Source organism: Paenibacillus sp. GCM10027630, from assembly GCF_042676305.1.
Taxonomy (GTDB): Bacteria; Bacillota; Bacilli; order Paenibacillales; family NBRC-103111; genus Paenibacillus_S.
On record NZ_JBHTGY010000021.1, the window covers coordinates 12,508 to 35,764 of the forward strand.

At 46.8% G+C, this 23,257-nt stretch carries 20 protein-coding genes; 6 read left to right on the plus strand and 14 right to left on the minus strand.

Annotated features, from left to right (window positions below):
* Positions 1-10: 10 nt before the first annotated feature.
* The 5 genes from ACFQ0C_RS10390 to ACFQ0C_RS10410 all read right to left on the minus strand — a co-directional run bounded on the left by ACFQ0C_RS10390 (position 11) and on the right by ACFQ0C_RS10410 (position 8,781).
* Positions 11-835, minus strand: a complete 825-nt coding sequence (locus ACFQ0C_RS10390; protein ID WP_379366739.1) for a carbohydrate ABC transporter permease — start codon at positions 833-835, stop codon at positions 11-13.
* Positions 836-898: 63 nt separating this feature from the next.
* Entirely contained in the window at positions 899-1,855 is a 957-nt protein-coding gene (locus tag ACFQ0C_RS10395) for an ABC transporter permease (RefSeq protein ID WP_379366463.1), read from the minus strand.
* 87 nt (positions 1,856-1,942) lie between these two features.
* Positions 1,943-3,499, minus strand: a complete 1,557-nt coding sequence (locus ACFQ0C_RS10400) for a type 2 periplasmic-binding domain-containing protein (RefSeq protein WP_379366741.1) — start codon at positions 3,497-3,499, stop codon at positions 1,943-1,945.
* A 1,695-nt stretch (positions 3,500-5,194) separates the two neighbouring features.
* Complete coding sequence (gene cysI, locus ACFQ0C_RS10405) at positions 5,195-6,919, minus strand: assimilatory sulfite reductase (NADPH) hemoprotein subunit (RefSeq protein ID WP_379366465.1); 1,725 nt, start codon at positions 6,917-6,919, stop codon at positions 5,195-5,197.
* Positions 6,920-6,957: 38 nt separating this feature from the next.
* Entirely contained in the window at positions 6,958-8,781 is a 1,824-nt protein-coding gene (locus ACFQ0C_RS10410; protein WP_379366467.1) for an assimilatory sulfite reductase (NADPH) flavoprotein subunit, read from the minus strand.
* A 316-nt stretch (positions 8,782-9,097) separates the two neighbouring features.
* On the opposite strand from ACFQ0C_RS10410, the gene ACFQ0C_RS10415 reads away from it, so the two are divergent.
* Together ACFQ0C_RS10415 and ACFQ0C_RS10420 are read left to right on the plus strand one after the other, a co-directional pair.
* Positions 9,098-10,180 carry a ParB/RepB/Spo0J family partition protein gene (locus ACFQ0C_RS10415; protein WP_379366469.1) on the plus strand — a complete coding sequence of 361 codons (1,083 nt, stop codon included), beginning with the start codon at positions 9,098-9,100 and terminating at the stop codon, positions 10,178-10,180.
* Between the two features lie 48 nt (positions 10,181-10,228).
* Positions 10,229-11,407, plus strand: a complete 1,179-nt coding sequence (locus ACFQ0C_RS10420) for a MalY/PatB family protein (RefSeq protein ID WP_379366471.1) — start codon at positions 10,229-10,231, stop codon at positions 11,405-11,407.
* 9 nt (positions 11,408-11,416) lie between these two features.
* Here the strand turns inward: ACFQ0C_RS10420 and ACFQ0C_RS10425 are convergent, their stop codons facing one another.
* Positions 11,417-12,523 (minus strand): Ada metal-binding domain-containing protein, encoded by a 1,107-nt coding sequence (locus ACFQ0C_RS10425; RefSeq protein WP_379366473.1) that lies wholly within the window; start codon positions 12,521-12,523, stop codon positions 11,417-11,419.
* Positions 12,524-12,752: 229 nt separating this feature from the next.
* Between ACFQ0C_RS10425 and ACFQ0C_RS10430 the strand changes: the two genes are divergently transcribed.
* Genes ACFQ0C_RS10430 through ACFQ0C_RS10440 form a run of 3 tightly spaced genes read left to right on the plus strand, consistent with a single transcriptional unit; the run spans position 12,753 to position 14,575 of the window.
* Positions 12,753-13,334, plus strand: coding sequence for a bifunctional transcriptional activator/DNA repair enzyme AdaA (locus tag ACFQ0C_RS10430; RefSeq protein ID WP_379366743.1), 582 nt, complete (start codon positions 12,753-12,755; stop codon positions 13,332-13,334).
* Entirely contained in the window at positions 13,318-13,869 is a 552-nt protein-coding gene (locus tag ACFQ0C_RS10435; protein ID WP_379366475.1) for a methylated-DNA--[protein]-cysteine S-methyltransferase, read from the plus strand. The genes ACFQ0C_RS10430 and ACFQ0C_RS10435 overlap by 17 nt, the downstream gene beginning before the upstream one ends.
* Entirely contained in the window at positions 13,862-14,575 is a 714-nt protein-coding gene (locus ACFQ0C_RS10440) for a 2OG-Fe(II) oxygenase (RefSeq protein ID WP_379366477.1), read from the plus strand. Before ACFQ0C_RS10435 ends, ACFQ0C_RS10440 begins: the two co-directional genes overlap by 8 nt.
* A 90-nt stretch (positions 14,576-14,665) precedes the next feature.
* Here ACFQ0C_RS10440 and ACFQ0C_RS10445 read toward each other — a convergent pair whose 3' ends face one another.
* Complete coding sequence (locus tag ACFQ0C_RS10445; protein ID WP_379366480.1) at positions 14,666-15,511, minus strand: metallophosphoesterase family protein; 846 nt, start codon at positions 15,509-15,511, stop codon at positions 14,666-14,668.
* Between the two features lie 255 nt (positions 15,512-15,766).
* Between ACFQ0C_RS10445 and ACFQ0C_RS10450 the strand changes: the two genes are divergently transcribed.
* A complete protein-coding gene (locus tag ACFQ0C_RS10450; RefSeq protein ID WP_379366482.1) occupies positions 15,767-17,098 on the plus strand; it encodes an MFS transporter in 1,332 nt (443 codons plus the stop codon).
* A 244-nt stretch (positions 17,099-17,342) separates the two neighbouring features.
* Here ACFQ0C_RS10450 and ACFQ0C_RS10455 read toward each other — a convergent pair whose 3' ends face one another.
* The 7 genes from ACFQ0C_RS10455 to ACFQ0C_RS10485 all read right to left on the minus strand — a co-directional run bounded on the left by ACFQ0C_RS10455 (position 17,343) and on the right by ACFQ0C_RS10485 (position 22,881).
* A complete protein-coding gene (locus ACFQ0C_RS10455; protein ID WP_379366484.1) occupies positions 17,343-18,524 on the minus strand; it encodes an amidohydrolase in 1,182 nt (393 codons plus the stop codon).
* Between the two features lie 12 nt (positions 18,525-18,536).
* Positions 18,537-19,067, minus strand: a complete 531-nt coding sequence (locus ACFQ0C_RS10460; RefSeq protein ID WP_379366486.1) for a GNAT family N-acetyltransferase — start codon at positions 19,065-19,067, stop codon at positions 18,537-18,539.
* A gap of 48 nt (positions 19,068-19,115) precedes the next feature.
* A complete protein-coding gene (locus ACFQ0C_RS10465; protein WP_379366488.1) occupies positions 19,116-19,868 on the minus strand; it encodes an amino acid ABC transporter ATP-binding protein in 753 nt (250 codons plus the stop codon).
* A gap of 96 nt (positions 19,869-19,964) precedes the next feature.
* Positions 19,965-20,633, minus strand: coding sequence for an amino acid ABC transporter permease (locus ACFQ0C_RS10470; RefSeq protein WP_379366491.1), 669 nt, complete (start codon positions 20,631-20,633; stop codon positions 19,965-19,967).
* 59 nt (positions 20,634-20,692) lie between these two features.
* Positions 20,693-21,394, minus strand: coding sequence for an amino acid ABC transporter permease (locus ACFQ0C_RS10475; protein ID WP_379366493.1), 702 nt, complete (start codon positions 21,392-21,394; stop codon positions 20,693-20,695).
* Between the two features lie 38 nt (positions 21,395-21,432).
* Positions 21,433-22,284: a transporter substrate-binding domain-containing protein gene (locus ACFQ0C_RS10480; protein WP_379366495.1), complete on the minus strand. Its 852-nt coding sequence runs from the start codon at positions 22,282-22,284 to the stop codon at positions 21,433-21,435.
* A gap of 60 nt (positions 22,285-22,344) precedes the next feature.
* Positions 22,345-22,881 carry a GNAT family N-acetyltransferase gene (locus tag ACFQ0C_RS10485; RefSeq protein ID WP_379366497.1) on the minus strand — a complete coding sequence of 179 codons (537 nt, stop codon included), beginning with the start codon at positions 22,879-22,881 and terminating at the stop codon, positions 22,345-22,347.
* Positions 22,882-23,257: the final 376 nt, after the last annotated feature.

Consider the following 23,257-nt stretch of genomic DNA (forward strand, 5'->3'; position numbering starts at 1 on the left):
TTATGCAAATTCATTCCTTAATCGCCCCGATCATAATCCCTTTGACGAAATATTTTTGCAGGAATGGGTAGAGGATCAGGATGGGTAAGGTGGAAACGATGATTGTGGCGTACTTAATCGTTTCCCCCACATCAATTTTGTCTAAGGTAGAAGCGCCGGTCATCATGCTGTCTGTGTTGTTGTTGACCAGAATCTCTCGCAAAATCAGCTGAAGCGGATACAACTCCCGATCACGCAAATAGATTAACGCGCTGAAATAGGAATTCCAGTGGCCTACCGCATACCACAAAACCATAACGGCAATAACCGGCATCGACAGCGGGATAATGACACGGAATAAAATCGTGAAATCGTTCGCACCATCCATTCGAGCTGATTCCTCTAGGCTGATCGGCACCTGCTGAAAGGCGGTACGCATAATTATCAGATTAAATGTGCTGATGGCACCCGGTATAATTAACGCCCACGGCGTGTTCAGCAGCCCCAAATTGCCTACAACCAGGTAAGTTGGGATCAGTCCCCCATGAAACACCATCGTGAACACGATAGCAAACATGATGAAATCCTTGAAATATACGTTCCTCCTGGAAAGAGCATAAGCGCCAATAGCCGTCATAAATAAGTTGACCGCCGTTCCAGCGACTACGTAGAATATTGTATTTTGATAGCCTGTGCCAATCATCGGATTATCTAAAACCGCTTTATAGGCGTCCAAAGTGAAGCCAAGCGGAATTAGCAGCAATCCCCTGTGCATAGCAACTCTCGTAGGATCACTTAGCGAAGCGAGCAGGACATAGAGAAATGGATACATAGTAATAAAGCAAAGAGTTACCATTAGAATGGAATTGAATACGCCGAATACCCTTTCACTTGAGCTAAGTCTCAAGATTGCTCCCCCTTACCATAGCTTATTTTCACTGAACCGTTTGCTGATACTGTTCGCACTAACGATTAAGATGAAGGAGATAACGGAGTTGAACAAGCCTACCGCGGCGGTATAGCTGTAGCTCGCCTCCAAAATCCCTTTTCGATAAACATAAGTGGAAATAACATCAGCGGTAGAGTACGTTGACGGATTGTACATCAACAGTACTTTCTCACTACCTACGCTCAGCATAGAGCCCATATTCAGGATCAGCAAAATGATAATGGTCGGCATAATGCCGGGGATAGTAATGTGCAAGGTCTGCTTCCATCTGCCTGCGCCATCCATTTTGGCGGCTTCGTACAGGGTTGGATCGATGTTGGCCATAGCAGCCAAATAAATGATGGATCCCCATCCAATCCCCTGCCAGACGCCCGAGGACACGAAGAGGAATCGGAACCATTCCGGCTCGCGCATGAATGCAATTGACTCCAAACCGAAGATGACGAGCAGCTGATTAATCAGACCGTCTCGGGCAAGAAAATCAACCATCATCCCTACAACAACCACGATAGATATAAAATGAGGCAGGTAAGAAATCGTCTGAACGATCCTCTTGAACATATTACTGCGAATCTCATTTAAAAGTAAAGCAAGAACAATCGCAGCGGGAAAAGCAAACAAGAGCTCATATATATTGATGAGCAGTGTATTTTTTATAAGTCTCCAGAAATAAAACCCATTGAAAAATTCAGCGAAATGTTGAAATCCGATCCATTCGCTCCCCCAGATTCCAAGACCCGGACTGAAATCTTTGAATGCAATCTGCAAACCGTACATAGGTCCATAATGGAAAATCCCATAATAGGCTAACACCGGCAGCAGCATAATATAAATGTATTTGTTTTTCTTTAAATCCTTTATTATAAACGCCAACTTGCTCTCCTGCACCCGGGAATTGGCGGTAAGCTCATTTTCCATCATCGCCATATAATCCACTTCCTTTCTTAACCAGATAACGGGCAGAGTTCAGCAGGGGATTCACAGATGATCCCCTACATGCTCCATATGCTGCTGTTATCTCTTGTTATATCTTTCAAGTGCAGCCTGTTGGATTTTTATGGCATCATCAATCCCCATGCTTTTCAACGTTTTCACATATTTATCGAAATTTTCAATAGGCTCGGCACCCATAACAAACTTGTTGTACATCTCATCCCTGTATGTATTTATGTCAGTCATGACTGCGGCATATTTGGTGCTTTCGTCTTTATTTGGAGTAACCGGCGGCATTTCCTTCTCGTTGGTCGGCGTCGACCAGATGTTAATGGCTTCCAATTGCTCCGGTATTTGACCTTGAAACTGCTCGGAATACCGTTTATCCTGTACCATGATTCCGTCCCAAGAAGCGCGGTTATGCTTGGCCATAGCCTGGCTCATTGGCAAGCCGTCAGGATTTTTCGTAACGATATCCGTATATTTCGGGTAGCCGTTCTCAAGCTTGTAGCTTACGCCTTCTTTACCGAAATTATAGAGCATATGTCCTTGCTCACCGTAGCCCATATCGAGCCATTTTACAGTTTCCACAATATTCTTATTGCTTGTAGTAATTGCCGCCGATTTACCCGGTACCGGCTGATCCAAATGCCCGTATTGCGGCTTGTCGCCGGATTTCAGCACAGGGTACGGCACTCCGGCCAGCTTAAAGCTTTTATCCTTCGGGGACATTAGGCTCATATATTTGCCAAGACCCCCGCCTGCATTGCCAATCATAGCTCCAAGCTGATTCCCGGTAACTTTAGCATCAAGAAGCTTACTGTCGGTTGCCGCAAAATCCTTATCAATGAGGCCCTCTTTGTACCATTTGCTCATAGTTGTCAAAAATTCTTTATAGCCTGGCTCAATAGGTCCGTATTTAACGGTATTTCCTTCTTTATAAAAGCTGTTCGGTATCCCATATGCTCCAATAAACGCATGAGAATTTTTCAATTCGGAGAGCGTCAGCAGAAGTGGGATTTCATCCGCTTTGCCATTCCCGTTCGGATCCTTCTCCTTGAACGCTTTCAGCACGTTGTACCACTCATCGATTGTAGCAGGCTCCTTCAGCCCTAATTTATCCAACCAGTCCTTCCGAATAATCGGTCCTTTAAAAACCTGCAAAGAACGGTCGCCGCGGATAAAATGAAACCCGATAATGCTGCCGTCATCTGTAGTCACCTGCTTTTTCCATTCCGGATTGGCTGCGAGTACTTTTTTATAATTTGGGGCGTATTTGTCTATGTAGTCATTTAACTTAATGACCCGATTATCTTTGATTGCTTTCTCGGGCCCTCCGGGGTAGACATTCCAGTTGTACTCGATCACATCCGGAAGTTTTTCGGAAGTAAGCATAAGATTGAACTGCTCTTTTTCTGCTGTCGCTCCCTGAGGAGGATGCTGGAAGTCTACCTTAACTCCGGTAATTCGCTCCATTTCCTTATAAGCTTCCATTTCATTGTAGCTTTTCATTGTGGCTGCAGCAGCAGGGTTAAACGCCGCCCAATAAGATAATGTAGTCAGCTTGGCTGCTGCCGCACCTTCTTTGGGCTCTGCTTTCTGGCTGGCCTTGTTACTTCCGGGCACACACCCTGACATCACAGATACAGTTAATGTTAACGTCAACGCTGCAGCGCCATATTTAGCAGGTTTATTCTTAAACAATAGTAAAGCCTCCTTCTTAATAAAAACCCTCGATTAAAATTTTGAAAAATCATAACCAAAAAATTTAAACAATCATAACAATAACCTTACAATATCGAAAGAGTGGGCCTGCATAAACATTGAATTTTACAGAAAGGCAGAAGATTATTAAGATTCGACGGCATACAATTTTTAAAGTGAACCTTCAAATATAAAGATACGGTCTAAATAACCCGTAAAACATGGATGTGAATAGACCAAAGTGGGCAAAACCCGTTAATCCCCAAATAAAACTTGTCACATTCGCCGACTCCTAAAGGGATGCTCCTGAATCATCCTTGGCTCGGGATCATAACCGGAGTGGTCGTTCGATTGATTATCCCAATAAAAACGAAAAAACGGAGAAATAGCGAAACTCTTCGTTCCGATATCTCTTCGTTTTTTGAGGTAAAAAACCCGCATTCCGTGATAACAAAACTGCCGCTTCACTTTCGACTTTTATATAGATAAGGCGTTTTTTCCAAATTGTAGCGTTGCAAACCTATTTACTTTTCTATAGAAACAAACAGGGAGTTGGTCGCCTTAGGTTCTTCCCTGAGCTTTGGCTGCTTGATCTTTAAATCAGTCTATCAGCCGGTATTCATCTCCATCAATCCAACCGTTTCTATCCATACCGTTAAAGCAGACACTTCTCACTTATTCAAATGATCCGTTAATCAACTTCCATCACTCCACATATTCCATATATATCCATTTACTTTATAACCCTTTCAATCCCATCGATCATACACGCTCATCACTACCTCCGTCTTCATCCATATCCACTAATCCGTACACTTCCATTGCTACTTAAATACCACCAATCCCATCAGCCCCCATCAATCATACATTTTCATCACTCTGTATAACTCCATTTGCTACTTAATACCACCGATCCCATCAGCCCCCATCTATCCATACACTCCCATCACTCCGTACACTTCCATTTATTACTTAAATCTCACCATTCCCATCAGCCTCATCTATCCATACGATTCCATCCATCTCCACCAATCCATACACTTTCATCACTACGTACACCTCCATTTACTACTTAAATTTCACCATTCTCATCAGCCCCCATCTATCCATACACTACCATCACTCCGTACACTTCTATTTACTACTTAAAGCTCACCATTCCCACCAGTCTCCATCAAATTATCGGGAAAAAGTCCCGTTAGTTAACCCTCTACACAGCATTTCTATCCTTTAACTGGAAATTCCCATGCTAATTCTACCTCTTTATCCGACTTTTCCAAATATCAGCTGATTTAACGTGAGGATTTCCAGTTAGATGGGTCATAAACGGTATTTAAGCTATATTAGCGGGAGATTTTCCATCTATTTCCGAAGGCATCGTAAATCATAGACCCAGTCTCCTGGGATGGCAACGAGGAGTACAGATTCACTTACCCCATCCCTAAAACATATAGAAGGGTAAGAAAACCCCTTCATTCGAAGCCCCTCGATGAAGATACCTTCATATATCTAAGCGGTAGTTTTCTTGCAATATCAGACTAGTCTGGCTCGGATGAATACTTATTCATTCGGAAAATCGCATTAAAAAAAGCCTGATTTCTCAGGCTTTTTTTAATGTAGCTATCAAGTTTACGAATGGAAATCTTGTCCCGAACGTACTTCCTTAACATAACCAGCGCGAATGACAAAATCACCGAAGTGTTCGCCTTCCCACCGCTCCTTGGCATATTGTGTAACAATCGGTTCCAGCGACTTCAGAATCTCCGCCTCGCCGATGTTTTCCTTGTACAGCTTATTCAGTCGGTTTCCGGCAAATCCGCCTCCCAAATACATGTTGTATTTGCCAGGTGCCTTGCCAATGAACGCGATTTCCGCCAACATCGGACGGGCGCATCCATTCGGACAGCCGGTCATACGAATGACGATCTCCTCTTCGCGCAACCCTACTTCCTCAAGCATTGGCTCAATCTTATCCAGCAATGTAGGAAGATAACGCTCTGATTCCGCCATTGCCATCCCACAGGTCGGGAATGAAACGCAGGCCATGGAATTTCTCCGCAATGCCGAGTGGTAAAGCCCATCGGAGAGCCCATGCTCCTTGATCAATTCTTCAATCTTTTTCTTCTTCTGGCTGCTCACATTGCCAATGATCAGGTTCTGATTGGCAGTCAGGCGGAAATCCCCGGAATGCACCTTGGCGATTTCTCTCAAACCCGTCATCAGCGGGTAGCTGTCCGTATCTCTAATCCGGCCATTCTCGACAAAGAGAGTGAAATGCCATTTCCCGTTGCTTCCCTTAACCCAGCCATAACGATCACCGTTATGGTCAAAATGGTAAGCACGCGCTTCTTCAAGCTTCCAGCCTAGACGATCATGCAGCTCGTTGATGAACCAATCGATGCCGCGGTCGTCGATGGTGTACTTAAATCTTGCATGTTTACGTACGGAACGATCCCCGTAATCCCGTTGAATCATGACCGTCTTCTCGGCAACGTCAACGATCTGCTCCGGCAAACAGAATCCAATCACTTGGGAAATCTGCGGATAGGTTTCAGGATCGCCGTGAGTCATCCCCATCCCGCCTCCTACGGAGATGTTGAAGCCCTTCAGGCGTCCTTCTTCAATAATCGCTATGAAGCCGAGATCCTGAGAGAATACATCTACATCATTGGAAGGAGGAACAGCCATACCGATTTTAAACTTCCGCGGCAAATAAACAGGCCCATAGATAGGCTCTTGTTCTACCGCGTTATCTTGGCTGTCTACTACTTTCTCACCGTCAAGCCAAATCTCATGATACGCTCTTGTTCTTGGATCAAGGTGATCGCTGACACGACGCGCCCACTCGTACACTTCAGTATGAATCTCGGACTGATACGGATTTGGGTTACACATAACGTTACGATTTACGTCGCCACAGGCTGCTAACGTGCTTAGCATCGCATCGTTCACTTCTGCAATCGTCTTTTTCAAATTCCATTTGATTACACCATGCAATTGGAAGGACTGACGCGTTGTCAGACGAATGGTTCCATTCGCATATTTCTGTGCGACACGGTCCATCATCAACCACTGATCCGATGTTACGACTCCACCCGCCGCGCGTACGCGAAGCATGAACTGATAAGCCGGTTCAAGCTTCTGCTTGTTCCGTTCGTTGCGCAAATCCCGATCATCCTGCATGTAGCTTCCATGAAATTTCATCAATCTATTATCATCTTCGGGTATCGACCCCGTGATTACATCTTCAAGTGTCTCCGCGAGGCTCCCCCGCAAATAGTTGGTTCTGCGTTTGATAGCCTCTACATCACTGTGCGGCGCACTGTTGGGCGAAAGTAAATTATTTTCTGACATGCTTGCTTTTCTCCTCTCGCAATCCCTAGGACTTGGGTCTAGTAGACATCCCGCTGATAACGTTTCTGCTGTTGCATGCGGGTCAAATATTCAGCAGCTTCCTCTGGGCTAAACTTGCCCTCTTGTTCGATGATTGTTGTCAGAGCAGCATGGACGTCATGCGCCATTTTCTTCTCATCGCCACAAATGTACACAGAAGCACCTTCCTGAAGCCATTGGTAAAGCTCACGGCTCTTTTCAAGCATCCGATGCTGTACATACACTTTCTTATCGGTATCACGGGAGAATGCGACATCCATACGTGTCAGCACACCCTGTTTAAGCCAACGCTGCCATTCCGTCTGATAAAGGAAATCCGTGGAAAAGTGCTGGTCGCCATAGAACAACCATGTCTTCCCTGCGGCTCCTGTTTCTTCCCTTTCTCCTAAGAAAGCTCTGAACGGAGCAACGCCCGTACCTGGTCCAATCATAATGATCGGCGTATCTGCACTCTCTGGAAGCTTGAAATTCGAGTTAGACTGAATGTAAACCGGCAGCGTGTCGCCCGATTGGATTCGCTCTGCAAGCTGAACGGAACATACACCGTATCGTTCTCTTCCACGAGTCTCATAACGCACGGCGCGGACGGTAATATGCACTTCATCCGGGAACGCTTTGGAGCTGCTCGCGATGGAGTACAAGCGAGCCGGGATTTTCCGAAGAATCGCTACGAATTCGCCTGCGGATACACCTTTTAGCGAGTAGTCCTGCACCAAATCCAACAGATCACGCTCGTTAAGATAAGCTCTGAGCTCCTGCTCATGTCCTGCCTGCAGCAGCTCTTCAAGTCCGTTGCTTGAAGTAAGCTTGGCCGCTTGCTCCAGCAGTGGCTTGGTCAGCACGGTAATCTCATAATGTCGAAGAAGCGCCTCTCGTAATGGAAGTTTATCTCCATTCTTATTAATGCTAACAAGCTCTTCCGCTTTCCAACCCATCGCTTCGATCAATTCGTCTACAAGACGAGGATGGTTCTCCGGATAAACTCCCAAGCTGTCGCCAGGTTCATATTGAAGATTAGATCCCTCAAGAGAAATTTCAACGTGACGAGTTTCCCGGTCCGATCCGCGGCCGTTTAGATTCAAATTCTCCAACACCTCGGCCTTAAACGGATTCGATCTCGAATATTCCGATTCTGTTTCACTCGCGACTGCCGCACCGGCTCCAACGCCAGATGCCGGGGCGGACGATGCCTCGCTTAGAGAGGCTACAATATTATTCATCCACTCCGCAGCAGGCTCGTCATAATCCACATCGCAGTCTACACGCGGGATAATCCGTTTACCGCCAAGCTCCTCAAGACGCTTGTCGAAATCCTTGCCCGTTTGACAGAAAAACTCGTAGGATGTATCTCCCAGACCAAGCACAGCAAACGGCTTGCCCTCCAATTGAGGCGCTCTCTTGCTATGAAGGAACTCGTAGAAAGGAATCGCGCTATCCGGCGGATCTCCCTCTCCTTGGGTACTCGCCACAATTAGCAAGTTTTGGACATTTTTTAAGCCATTAGGCTTAAAGTCGCCCATCGAGGAGAGCGTTACCTTAAAGCCTTGCTCTTCCAGCTTTTTGGACACCTTCTTCGCCAACCCATGACTATTGCCTGTCTGCGATCCGAAGAGCACGGTCACTTCCTTGGGAACGACGGCTACACTCACTGGTGCAACTGCCGATGGCGCAGCAACAGGCGTTACCGCAGCTGCCGCTCCCTGAAGAGCCGCAAGATATCCGCTCAGCCAGATCCGTTGACCTTCTGTTAGCGTTGGCAGCAGGCGATTAAGCAGTTCAGCTTGCTCTTGATTAAAAGGACTGTTTGTTACTTGAAATTCCAACTTTATCCACCTCACGCAGCATGTAATGATAATAATCCCTAGTATTAGTATCTAATTAATTTTTCGCTCTCTTGACCCTATCATAGCACAAGGAAGCGGTCAATTAGAATGATCTTATAAGTTCTATCAGTTATATTGATAAAGAAGGCATATGCACGTCAATTAACTGCTTTTACCTATTATTTGCCCATCATCAGCCGCCAGAATCAATCAAGCTCCCAAGCAAATATTTCCACGATCAGTTACCCTGTTATATAATACTTGTATCCGTGCCGGCCGCTAGATCCGGTAACCTACGAAGGATAGGAGAACTCATATGGACATTATTCAGATTGCTACGCATTTAATAGATGAAGATACGGATCAGCCCAGATATCAATTCGATGAAGACTCGCTCCAGGAATTAATGAACAGCATCGAGGAGCTTGGCCTGCTATCGCCAATTAAAGTGAGAACGACTCCGGATGGTCGATATAAAATCATTTATGGAAACAGACGATACAAAGCATGCAAAACATTGGGCCGGCCTACGATCCCTTGTATTGTATCTACCGTGACGGATGAGCTGGAAATTTATTTGGAGCAAATTGCCGAGAATTTGACAAGAGAAGGCTTTTCCCCGATCGAGGAGGCCGAAGCTTTCAACAAGCTTATGAACGATCCGAAGTTCAGTAGCTCAACCAAATTTCTCTCCAGCAAGCTTGGCAAGCCAGAATCCTACATTAAGAACAAATGCGATTTGCTGAAATTCAGCAATGCCGTTAAAAAACGGATCGTAAGCGGCACCGATATAAAAAAAGATAAGCTGACGGAACAGCAGCTGCTGCCGATCAAGGATTTGCCGATGGAGCATCTCGACGCACTCGCTTTGATAATTGCCAGAGACGAGGTGCCGGTAAGTGATGTCAAAAAAATCGTCAAGCTGTTTAAGGACAAAGATATTTCTAACGGCACCAAGGACAAGCTCCTATACAAATCAGGACGTGAGTTACTGGAAACCTGGTCTGTGTATGAGCAAAATAAAGCTGAGAGAGCCAAGCCCCCTGCAGAGCCAAAGGCCGAGGCGAAAAACAATAAGCAGAATCACAACAGCAGCAATACCCCTTCAGCAGAGAAAGAAACCGCAAGCACTGCAGCGGCTGCAAATGAACGTGCAAATAAAGAAGCTGCTGCAGCACCTATCGAGAGCAAGCTTCAACAGCTGCTGGCTTTCCTGCCTGCTCACTATCCACTGCCATCTGAAGTAGAGCAAATTTATCCTAATGATGAAGAAAACTTTATAAACAACGTTGATCTTCTCATTAGCAATATGGAGAAGCAGCTGGCAGAGTGGAAAAATGTACGAGAACTAGTCAAGTCCAAAGGATCAGCAGCAGAAATTGAAATGATTAAACAATAAACACAGGGCAATGATGTTACTACTACATACAAACGGAGCGAAACTTACATGGCCTATAATTTTGACGAAATCGTCGATCGTGAGAACACGAACGGCATCAAATGGGAGAGCGTGCAAGACATCTATGGCGCGTCTGATTTACTTCCCTTGTGGGTGGCGGATATGGATTTTCGGGGACCCGCCCCCGTCATGGAGGCTTTGAAGCAGCGGGCGGAGCTCGGCGTTTTCGGCTATACGGAACGTCCCGATTCATTATACGAGGCAATTGAAGGCTGGGTGCTGCGCAAGCATCAATGGAGGATCGAGAAGAACTGGATATGCTGGTCGCCTGGTGTCCTTCCCGCCTTGACCGCCTGCATTCAAACTTTCACCAAGCCAGGAGACCGGATCATTATCCAGCCCCCGGTATATCCGCCATTCTTCAAGGTAGTGAAGGACAACGGCCGCGAGCTGGTGACGAATCCGCTGCGTTATGTGAATGATCGATATGAAATCGATTTTGAGGATCTGACGAATAAATTCCGCACTACAGGGGCTAAAATGCTCATACTGTGCAGTCCGCATAACCCGGTTGGCAGAGTTTGGACCCGAGATGAGCTCAGCCGGATTGAAGCCATCTGCACGGAATTCGATGCATTAATTATCTCCGATGAAATTCATGCCGATCTGACTTATCCGTCTTTTCAGCATATCCCTATGGCGTCGTTGTCAGCAGGGGCTGCGGAACGGACCATCGTCTGCTTCGCACCGAGCAAAACATTCAATCTGGCCGGTCTGCAGTCCTCCTATATCCTAATCCCGAACAAGGAGCTGCGCATCGCCTTCAACAAAACGATGGCCCGAGGCCATCTATCGATGAGCAATACATTCGCGATTACTGCTTCGGAAAGCGCCTATCGGGATGGGGATGAATGGCTGGAGCAATGTCTCGCCTATATCCGTGCCAATATCGATTACGCAGCGGAATTCTTCGCCCTGCATATTCCCGAAATCAAGATGATTAATCCCGAGGGCACCTATTTGCTCTGGCTTGACTGCAGCAGACTCGGCCTGGATACAGCAGAACTAAGACGCTTCATGGTGAAGGAAGCCAAGCTCGCTCTTAACGAAGGCATCAGCTTCGGGACAGAGGGTGAGGGTTTCATGAGGATGAATGCAGCTTGTCGACGAGCTACCATTGAGGAGGCTCTTCAGCGCTTATTGAATGCAGTTAAAGCCCGACGTTAACAGCCTAAGCTAGTACAGGAATCTCCATAAATAAAAAGTGGCATAAGACTCCCAATTTGTCCAAGTTGAAGATAGCTGCAGGATTTCATTTTTCGTCGGTTTATTTTCGGTGCCCTGAAGATGTTTAATTGAATTGTGAAGACCCACATCATCTATCGGAAAAGCCGACGGAAATCTCAAGCAGCGCATCAAAACATAATTAGCCGTCCATGGACCAATGCCCCTGACTTTGACCAACATTTTCTCCGCTTTCTTATCATCTCCTGCGTTCAGCAGAAGCTCTTTGGTCAGTTCCCCGGCAGCGATGAGCCTTGCCACGCCAATAAGATACTCACATTTCTTAACCGTCATTCGCAATAATCCCAGGTCTTCAACCGTCAGTGCGGCAATTTCATCCGGTGTAGGGAATAACCAATACAATTCCCCCTCACATTCCAAACCGCGACCGAAGGTTTCCACAAGCCTTCTTTTCAATGTGTAAGCAAACGTAAGGTTTATTTGCTGTCCAATGATTCCCCAGCAGATCGCTTCGAATAAATCGGGGATGCCTATAGTACGCAGTCCGTAGAATGAATCCACAGCCCGCTGCAGCAGCGCATCGGTTCTGGCCATTTCGTAAAACGGAAGCAGATCGGTATCCAAATCGAACCACTCCCTCACATATCGCGCGACCTCTGCACGAACCCATCGCCGGGAAGGCGTTGTCTCTCCTATAAAACGAATAGTCATCACGTTCTCAGAGTTCGAACTAATTTCAACGACAGGTGTTTCTTGCCCAACCGGTATAGCTTTGTAAATCTTCTGATCCCTGGTATGGAACAAGCACTCATCAGGGGAGTTGGACATATATTTCATATTTTCAGCAAAGCTGAATTCCTTCGGAGTAATCAATATCAACTCCTGCTTGTTATCTTCCCATGAGCCCTTTGGCAGACCGGAGCAGCAGTTTTTGCACGAACGATAGCCAGCCCGTTCCGCCTCTGCTCGCGACTCAAACCGTACCGTGTTTTCCGGCTTGGGTTGTCCTGTACACCAAGGGAAACAGTATATTTTCATTGTTTTGACACCTGTAAAATAGGGAGCATCCCACTCCTCATCAACTCTCTTTATATTCATAAATATCCTCCATTCATCGCGGTACCACTCCACATTTAGTTTTAACATAAAAAGTGTTCGAGCGATTTCGATATCTTGCTGTTACATTCGAAAATGCGTACACGGGGCCCCTATCGGGGGTATACTGTGTGTGGAGGTGAGGCAAATGAATGATTTTAAAGGGCAAAGACATGTGGACACGTCCAGTTTAAAAAACGCTGCAGATACAGCTGATACCCATGAGGAGCTTATGACAGAGGAACAATGGCGAGCAATAATCCTTAACGATGCATCTTACAATGACAAGTTTATTTACGCGGTAAAAACCACAGGTATTTTTTGCAAGCCCTCTTGTAAATCCAGAATACCCAAAATGGAAAATGTGCGCGTTTTTCAAAATGCCAAGCAAGCACTATCCGCTAATTTCCGTCCATGCAAACGATGCAAACCGACCGGTGAGCGATTGCCGGATCATGACTGGGTAGATCAAATAACTCAATACATCGACAACAATTACATTGAAACGCTAACGCTGGCAAACTTGGCGGATATGTGCCACGGCAGTCCTTATCATTTGCACCGCACCTTCAAACGGATTAAGGGGATAACGCCGGTCGAGTATGTCCAGCAAACGAGAATAAATAAAGCCATCGACCACCTCATTCATACGGATAAAACCATTATGGATATTGCTTTGACAGTAGGCATGCCCAATGCACCTTATTTTATAACCCTGTTCAAGAAGAAAACCGGACATACACCTGCCGACTATCGACAAATATACAGCAAAAAACACGCTAAGGAGGCGCTGCACAGTGGAAACAAAAACTAATCCCGTTATTTACTGGACATTGCTGGTTCATGAGTCATGGAGCCTGTATATGGCCGCAACCTCAAGAGGGTTATGCTACGTAGGTTCTCTCAATAAACCTTTTCAAGAATTATCAGATTGGGCTAAAAGGCGCTTTCCAGGCAGCATATTGACTCAAGACGATGAAAGGCTGCAGCTCTATACAGCAGAATTAGTCGAGTATCTCGAAGGAACACGGAGTGCTTTTACCGTACCCTTTGATTTCCATGGAACCTCATTTCAGCTTGCCGTATGGGATGCACTCTGTAAGATTCCGTATGGACAAACCCAAACCTACTCGGATATTGCCGACCTTATTCAAAAGCCTTCGGCAGTACGTGCAGTTGGAACGGCTATCGGAGCCAATCCGGTATTGATTACCGTACCGTGCCATCGGGTGATAGGGAAGGACGGCTCGCTTACAGGCTACCGGGGTGGTCTTGATATGAAGACGCAGCTCCTGCAGCTGGAACGCGAAAGCTCGTTAGCCGTTGGGGGGAGTCAGGCCTATGCCTAACCGGCTTGCAACACGTATTGCCGCATTAGATTGGAGCTCGCTGCAGAAATCGCTGGATGAGCAGGGCTACGCTGAGGTTCCTGTCCTGCTGGATCAAGAGCAGTGCACTGAAATCATGAATACGTACGAGGAAGCAGCCTTTTTCAGAAGCACTATTGATATGGCCAGATATCGGTTCGGAATCGGGGAGTACAAATATTATCAGGCCCCGCTTCCAGACTTGCTCCAGCAGCTTCGTGAGGGCTTTTACCCCGAGCTTGCCCTGACCGCCAATCGTTGGCTGGAGAAGCTTGGCCGCAATACGGTATATCCGCCGGCACTCCCGGCATTTCTCGATCTTTGTCACCAGCAGGGGCAGCTGCGCTCGACACCATTAATTCTTAAATACGAAACCGGAGGATACAACTGCCTGCATCAGGATTTGTATGGTGAAGTATTTTTTCCCTTTCAGGTGGTATTCGCTTTAAATCAGAGAGGGGAGGATTACACTGGCGGAGAGTTTCTGCTGACCGAGCAACGGCCGAGGGCTCAAAGCAGAGGGCATGTGCTTACGCTGGAGCAAGGCGCAGGAATTATCTTTCCTACGAATCATCGCCCGGTACCGGGAGCGCGCGGCTACTATAAAACCACGCTTCGGCACGGAGTCAGCACGATTACTTCTGGTGCGAGGTACAGTCTGGGTATTATTTTCCACGATGCCAAATGAAGTCTGGATACCTTTCTCTTAAAAAGAAAAGAGGAGCTCATAAATTCGATGAGCCCCTCCATTATATTTTGTCGCCTAATACTCTTATGTTTAACGTGATATTGTGCCAATATCGTTAATCTTCACGCTTAAACTGCAATCAGCCGCTTCGCCGCGTGCTTCCTGAACAGGAGTGAAGCCCTTCATTTTCGTATTAAATGATGTTATGTATTCCGTAAGGTCAGTATGATCTATCGTTACCAGCTCCGTCGTTACCTGATCATCCTCAAGCTCAACAATACGGAAGGCTGGAATATCCAGACATGCCGCAGTTTGAATGTAATGCCATCCGTCCTGCCGCACTATGGAATTCACATGATTATGACCACAGAAGTAAAATCCAAAGCCCTGCTTCTTGTTCAAAACAGCCTTCATATCAATATCCGGATGGATGGAAAGCTTCTCCATAGTTGAGCAAGCGGTTGTATCGTAGACCGGATGGTGAGCGAAAACAAAAACCGGTTTTTCCCCTGATTCTACAAGCCTGGCTTCCAGCCACTCCAATTGCTCTTCGTCTATCTCGCCTCCCCAGTCGGACTTGTTCATTTCCTTGGTAGAGTCGAGGAAGATGAGCATAGCTTCATCCAATTCAATGGAACGGTAACGCTGCTGTCCGGTAATGACCAAAATGTCCGCCTTGGGAATTGAATGCGTATCATGGTTGCCCAATACATGGATGAAATTGCATTGGCCGCCTTCTATACGATCAAACACATAACCGAATTCCTCTGGAAATCCATCATGCGTAAGATCACCTAATGAAATATGGAATTGCCCATCCGTATTCACGAATGTATCAAGCATGACCGAATAAGCTCGGTCTCTTGCCTCTTTCATCTCCTCGGCTCCGTCCTCCATCCGTGAATAATGAAAATCTCCCATAAGTACAAGCCGCATGGAATACTACCTCCTGGTTTTTGAGTAACTGCAACCAAATGTCTCACTAGTTAACACACTTAATATTTGATCTGTTTTAGTGATAGACGCTATAATGAGATAGCTTTTCAAAAGCTCTTCCCCATTTATTAACAGCATAGGACACAATTATTATCGCAGTATTAATGGGGCGTCAAGGTATTATTATACAGCTATTTTCATGAAATTTACATACATTGGTAACAATAAACAATCAAATCATTAGGTGGGAACTTCATGAAAGACAATGTGGTTATACCAGTCTGGTCCATAGGAACATTCCTAGTCGTCATGAATACAACTATGTTTAACGTCTCCTTACCGGAAATTATAGCCCAGCTTCATATAACGGCCGGACTTGCTTCCTGGATCGTATCGGGTTATTCGATTGGCTTTGCCTTGTCCACGATTATATTTAGCCGTTTGTCCGACTTCATACCCATCCGTAAGCTTCTGGCTATAGGACTAACCTGTCTCGGAGTGTCGTCTGTACTAGGATTTATGGCTCAAGGCTTCGATCTGCTGCTAACAGCCCGACTGCTGCAATCCTGCGGCGCCGGCGCCATGCCAGGGCTTGGGATGGTGCTCGCCAGCCGCTACGTGCCATTTGAACGAAGAGGACGCGCCATTACTATGATAGCCTCCGGAAGCGCCCTGGCCTTCGGGGTAGGTCCGGTCGCCGGAGGGATAATCACAGAGTTTTTCGGTTGGCAGGAGCTATTTCTCGTCACTTGTCTGGTCATTCCTTTGGTCCCCGTACTTTGGAGATTGCTGCCTAAGGAAGAACAGAAGAAGGTCCGGTTCGACTTTGTCGGTGCCGCTCTTATTGTAGTGACGGCTGCTGCACTATTAATTGCCATTGCATCGTTATCTGCGATCTTTTTAATCGTCAGCATTGCAGCGGCTATCCTTTTATTCAAACATTTGTACAAAGCCAAGGAGCCGTTCATCCAGCCATTGTTGTTCCGAAATTCCGGTTACCGCAAATTAATTTTCATGGCATTCTCGGCATTTGTGCTCAACATGTCCATGCTGTTTCTTATGCCTCTTATACTAGCAAACGGCTTCCATAAATCAGCTGCAGCTGTAGGATTAATGATCTTCCCCGGTGCAATATTGTCAGCATGTCTAATGAACTTTGTCGGGCGCTGGATAGACCGGTATGGCAATATGCGGTTCTTATTGGCTGGACATATTCTAATGGGGCTTTCACTAGTCCTCATATCCCTGGGAATCCATATATCAGCCTTTGTCATAACATTTGCCTACTTGATATTTGCCCCATCCTTATCAACCATTACATCCACCCTATCCAATGAGGTGTCGCGTATTCTTCCCAAGGAACAGATCGGCTCCGGAATGGGCCTTTCCCAGCTATCGCAATATATGGGAGGCTCGTTCGCAGTTGCCCTGTGCGGGCTGCTGATCGTTTGGCAGGATGGGATTGCTCCATTGTTTGCTTATCAGCATATTTATATATTGTTGGTTGTTGTCCTGCTGCTTTCCTTTTTCATGCTGCGCAGGTATACAAAATCCAGGCAGCCGATTAGAACAGACCTTGACGCGTGATATCCTTAGCAAACTTAAACTATAGTCGTTACTAAAAGGCTGTCGAAAAGTTATTGTTGGAAATTTCAGCCTCCACTCGGTAGTATTGAAATGTAAAAGAACCTTCAATTCCACTTTATATAGTAGAGTTGAAAGGTTCTTTTTTTTACGGGATTCAATTGTTTGGCTTTATCCTTTTGGGAGCAGCTTTTGTTTAACGCATACGTTTGAACTGAGAGTTAGCCAAGTTGCTTCCTCCTCAGCCTTACGGCTCAGCTACGAAACGCTCCAGCTCGGCAATAGCCAACCCGGCAAAGAAAGAGGCGCTGATTGGCAATGCTCGCTCATCGACATCGAAAGCGGGATGATGCCATTCCTTCTGCCCCCCTGTTCCCATGAATGCGAAGAATCCTGGAAGATGCTTTTGGTAAAAAGCAAAATCCTCGCCAGCCAATGACTGCTTGGGCGTAACAACATGGATACCAAGCCGTTCTGCCGTCCTCCGTGCGGCTTCCGCCAGCTCTGCATCGTTATTAACGGGTGGCGGCCCTTGAATCCAACGCACGGCAGCCTTCGTTCCATATGCCGCTGCAATGCCGTTTACGACCTCGCCGAATCTCTCTATTACCCGAGTGCGCACCAGCTCATCGAACGTCCTCACCGTGCCGTCCAGCACTGCCGTATCAGGAATGACATTCCAGGCTGTTCCACTGTTTAGACGGGTTACACTGATAACTGCGCTGTCGAGCGGGCTTACGTTGCGGCTGACAATCGTCTGCAGTGCCGTAACCAAATGAGCAGCAGCAACAATCGGGTCGACACTGGCTTCGGGTACAGCTGCATGTGACCCGATACCTTCAAACTCCACGAGAAAGCCGTCGGCCGCAGCCATCAGCGGTCCTGATCGGATACCGATCGTGCCGACTGGCAGATCCGGCTTATTGTGCATGCCATAGATTGCACGCACTCCCTCCAACGCACCGCTCTGCAGCACTTTCTCTGCACCGGCCGCCTTCTCCTCCGCAGGCTGGAACACGAAGCGAACCGTCCCTGGCAGCTCGTGCTCCTTCTCTTTAAGCAATAAGGCTGCACCGAGAATGGCTGCGGTATGGAAGTCGTGACCGCAAGCATGCATCTTGCCTGTATTCTTGGAAGAGAAGGGCAGTCCCGTTTCCTCCAGAATGGGAAGAGCATCAATGTCAGCTCGCAAAGCTATGACAGGTCCCCCTTGCAGTCCCCCCACCTCGGCAATTAGCCCAGTTTTTAGGGGAAACTGTGCGGCGATCCGAATCCCGGCTTCTTCCAGCCTTTCGCGAATATACGCCGTTGTCTCATATTCCTCATGAGACAGCTCTGGATATTGATGCAGGTGACGTCTAATATCCAACAGCTGTTGCTCGATTCTCTCGTTGATTATGATGGCTCCATCGCCGCCCTTTACTGTCATAATGCCGCCTCCTCAGCGAATGTTTCCACCAGCAAGCTGAGCTTCAAATAAGTTGGGATTCACAACTTTTCGCAGCAAATGCATAGTACCATCCCCGTTGCCCCGGTCAATCGAATCTATTCTCTCATACCCTTTTCGTTCATACATAGCCAAAAGCCACGGATGCTTCTCAGCAGTAGCCAGTGTAAGGGCAGACGCTCCCAGTTTATCCCTGATAATCGTTTCCTCCACCCAAACAAGCAGTTCCGTGCCAAGCCCTAGTCCTTGATACTCTGGCCCCACCGCAAACCATTTGACGAAAGGAAGGTCAATGTTCCACCTGTTAAGCTTCTCCTTCGACAATGTCAAGGTTGCGGCGATTTCTCCATCCAATTCCAAGACATAGCATTCATTCTTCAGGATATTATCTTGAACGAGGGCAAGATTTGCGTTAGCCGCAGGCCATTGAAGCTTCAGCTCCCTAATCGTCACATAGGCTTCATAAATAACATGACGCAGCCTTTCAGCATCCTCCAAGGTGGCAAGACGGTATACTTTACTCATATTATTCACCCTTTCTCAGGTAAAATAGATAGCTAATGCGGTTTCCTCCTATATGGAATAGGACAGCTCCGGCCTAATCCGTCTTAGAAACTGCTTCGTCCGTTCCTCTTTTGGCTCGTTGAACAGCTCGGCAGGTTTTCCTTCTTCAACAATGACACCTTCATCCATAAAAACGACATGGCTCGCAACATCCTGCGCGAAAGTCATCTCATGGGTGACGATGACCATCGTTATCCCCTCCTTGGCAATCTTACGAATGACCGAGAGCACTTCCCCGACCAGCTCGGGATCAAGCGCTGAGGTTGGTTCATCGAACAGGATAACTGCCGGATTCAAGGCCAGCGCACGTGCAATGCCTACGCGCTGCTGCTGGCCTCCGGACAGCTGGGAGGGATACGAATCCAGCTTGCTTCCGAGCCCTACTTTCTCCAACAGCTCGACACTTCGCCGACGCGCTTCGTCCTTCGACTGCTTCTTTACGATCACAAGTCCTTCCATGACGTTCTCGAGCGCCGTCTTATGACGGAACAGATTGTACTGTTGGAATACCATCGCTGTCTTTTGGCGCAATTGATGGATTTCTTTTTTACTGGCCCGTTTACAATCTACGCTGAAATCATCAATTGTAATGAAGCCTTCGTTTGGTTTTTCCAAATAGTTCATGCACCTCAGCAGCGTCGTTTTACCAGAGCCGCTCGGTCCCAGTATCGCCACCACTTCGCCCTTATTTACCGTTAAGTCGATGCCCCGGAGTACCTGGTTACAGCCGAATGATTTCGTGATTTTGGTTAATGTAATCATGGGTTATCCTCCTCCCATATCTCTTGCCAGCCAAATATACCTAGTACTAACAACAGTGGTAGCTATTAATCCGGTCTGCTCGATGGCCCTTGAATATTAAGCCACGCCGCCCTTGCTGTACACATTCAAACGTTTCTCCAGTAAGCCTGAAATATGCTCCGCTATTATGGTCAATATCCAATAGATTACAGCGGCTGCAATAAAGGCCTCTAAATATTTCCAATTTCTCATAGCCACAATATGTGCCGTTCCGTTCACTTCCTGTAAGGAAATGGTGAAGGCAAGCGAAGATCCGTGCAGCAATCCGACGAATTTGCTTAGCAGATTCGGCAGGCTAGCCATCAGGGCCTGAGGAATGACGATGCGCCTCATCGCTTGCGAGGTTGTCATGCCTACCGAATAAGCCGCTTCCAATTGTCCGATGCTGACCGACAAGATCCCGGAACGAATCGTTTCCGACATATAAGCGCCGATATTCAACGTAAACGCAACGAAGATAAACATAATCAGGGGAATGAAGCTGGAGCTTATCCCCCAGCCATACCTCACCGACAGCGCATCGAGTATCATTGGAAGAGCAAAATAAACTAACATAATATGGAGCAGCAGAGGCGTCCCACGGAAAAAGGAAACATAGAATTGAGCTATCCGATGAATGTATTTGACCTTGTACATACGCACGAAGGCTACAACGACTCCGACGATGAATCCCGTAAACAAGGGCACAATAGAAATGACCAAAGTAAGCGGCAGCGCCTTAAGCATTGCCAGGAAAGCCTCTATGATAAAGCTGAAGTCGATCTGGATATCCCATCCCCTCCTCTTTAATTAATAGCAGCGACATGCTTTTCATATTTGGATAAGCTGCGTTCTACCCTGCGGTATGTGTACTCGAAGATAAGAACTATCGTGTAATAAATGATCGAAAGCGCGATCCATATCTCCAGAAAATGATAGGTCGTGCCTAACATTTCGGCTCGGCCGACAACATCCATTACTCCCAACGTATAGGCGAGAGATGTGTCCTTCAGGGTGCCAATAATCAGATTGGCAACGTTCGGCAGTGCGACCTTCCAGGCTTGGGGAAGTACGATCCGCGTCAATACATCATAATTTCCCATGCCAATGGAATATCCGGCTTCCGCTTGACCGCGGTCGACGGCATTCACTGCGGCGCGTACGATTTCGGAGAAATAAGCGGCAAAGTGGAGTGCATAGGTGATAACCACGAACACAAGCGGCTGAACATCGGTCACATCGATATGGACAGCCTTGAGCAGCTCCGGCAATCCGTAATAGACCAGAAACAACTGGATCAGAATCGGAGTGCCTCTCGTATAAGAAATGTAAATAACCACAATTCGGTTGAGAACCGGAATCTTATACAATCTTGGCAGTGCCGCGACCAGGCCAATAAGGATGCCGAATGCGACGGAAGCCACTACAATGAACAAGGTCACATGCAGAAATGACAGCAGCTTCGGCAGATAAACCCAGATGAGTGTAAAATCAAATGATTTCCCCATTTAACCCCCTATGCCTCCCTCGACTTGATCAGGCGAATTTATTCAGTAACTGTAAAATCTTCGCCCAGCCATTGCTTGCTCAGCTTCGCCAGCGTTCCATCCTTCTTAATTTCCCGAATCGCCTCATCAATTTTGCTCTTTAATTCAGTTTCATCTTTACGCAGCACGTAATAAATTTTCGAGGTATAGAGGACCGGACCTACCACTTTCTGCTGCGCGTCGGCGTCTCTATTGCGGCTCGCTATCGAGAAAGGTGTACCGATGGTAGCATCGACTCGGCCTGTTTTGATTTGGCTAATGACATCGTTAGTCCCGCCGCTTCCCGAGAAAACAATTTCATACGGATTTCCATGGGCCTTATTGTAATCCTGCAGCCACACGGCCCCATTGCTTCCCGGGCTTGTTATCACCTTCTTGCCCTTCAGATCCTCGACTGATTTGATTGCATCGTTGTCTTTACGCACAACGACTTTGCTTGGCCAGATATTATAAGCTTCATCGTTAAAAAGAAATTTGGCCTGCCTCTCCGGGTTTACCTCATACTGGTTAACGGCCAGATCGATTTTGCCCGCTTCCAAACTCAGCAGGATGCTGGCAAATTCCATCGTCTTAAATTCGAATTCATAACCCGGCAGACGCTTGTCGATTTCCTTGGTTAATTCGATATCATAGCCAGTCAAATTTCCCTTTTCATCCAGGAAAGTAACATCCTTGAAAGTGCCGCTCGTACCGACAACGATCTTCTTTACCTTCTGAGGCGCTGCGCTTGCGGGAGATGCAACGCTGGCCGTGCTGGCCGCCCCTTTAGCAGCGGTCTGTTCCTTCGCTCCGCAGCCTGCAAACAGTAACACGGAAGCAATCGTAATTGCCATGCAATTCATTATTTTCATAGGTAACTCCTCCTGATATATACTTCCTATTATTTGGAATGCAGTATTGCAACACGGGAGTCATAAGCTACTAGTTGCAGCAAGTTTAAACCTGTAAGCTTTAACCAAGGTCCGATTATCCCCTCCGAAAAAATCGAATTCAGGCACTCGTTCGAATCCAAGCCTCGTGTACAGCCTTACAGCGGACGGCATTCGATCTGAAGTATGCAGTCCCAAATAAGGCGCTCCGGCTCCAATAGCTCGCTGCTCGCATTCGCGAATCAGCGTGGTTGCGATGCCCTTTCCCCTAATCGAGGGATGTACACCCAAGAGCCTGACTTCCGGATAGGGGATCATCTCATTTAACTTCTCGTACAAGCCTTCCTGGGGAGGATACAACAGCACGCTGCCCACAAGCTTCCCTCCCTGAACCGCCACAATCCGCTGTGTATTCTCTTGATTTACCCATTGCGACCTTATGTTCTTTATGTATTGCTCCCATAACGGCTGTCCAAAGCTTTCCTCATATTGCCTATAGGCCGCTATGGTTAAATCAATTGCCTCCTCCCATTCCTCAAGTCGGGCATCACGGACGAGCACATGAATTGCAGTCGACATTTTTTCCACTCCTTTATTAGAGTTCAAGGAACTACCGGATGAATTCATTGTTAAGTGCGTACACTAGCTCCTCCTCCAGCCTAAATTGACTTCGATTCAGTTATTTACCCCTCCATTTATTCATACTATACATATGTAATTTATCGGAATTAATATTATTGTAAGGCCAATCTTTTTCTTGGTCTAATTGAAACTTTCTATTTCTATATTAATAAAATCAATAAAGCCGATGCTGCATGATCAGGCTGAGCTCACCGGAAAGAAAAACGCCTTGCGGCGTCCTTGATGTACAATTTACGTTTGTGCGTTTAGAGGGATGGATGTGGGATTCAGGCCGCTGTTGAAGTCGTGTTCCTTTGAATGGTAGGCTTGCAGC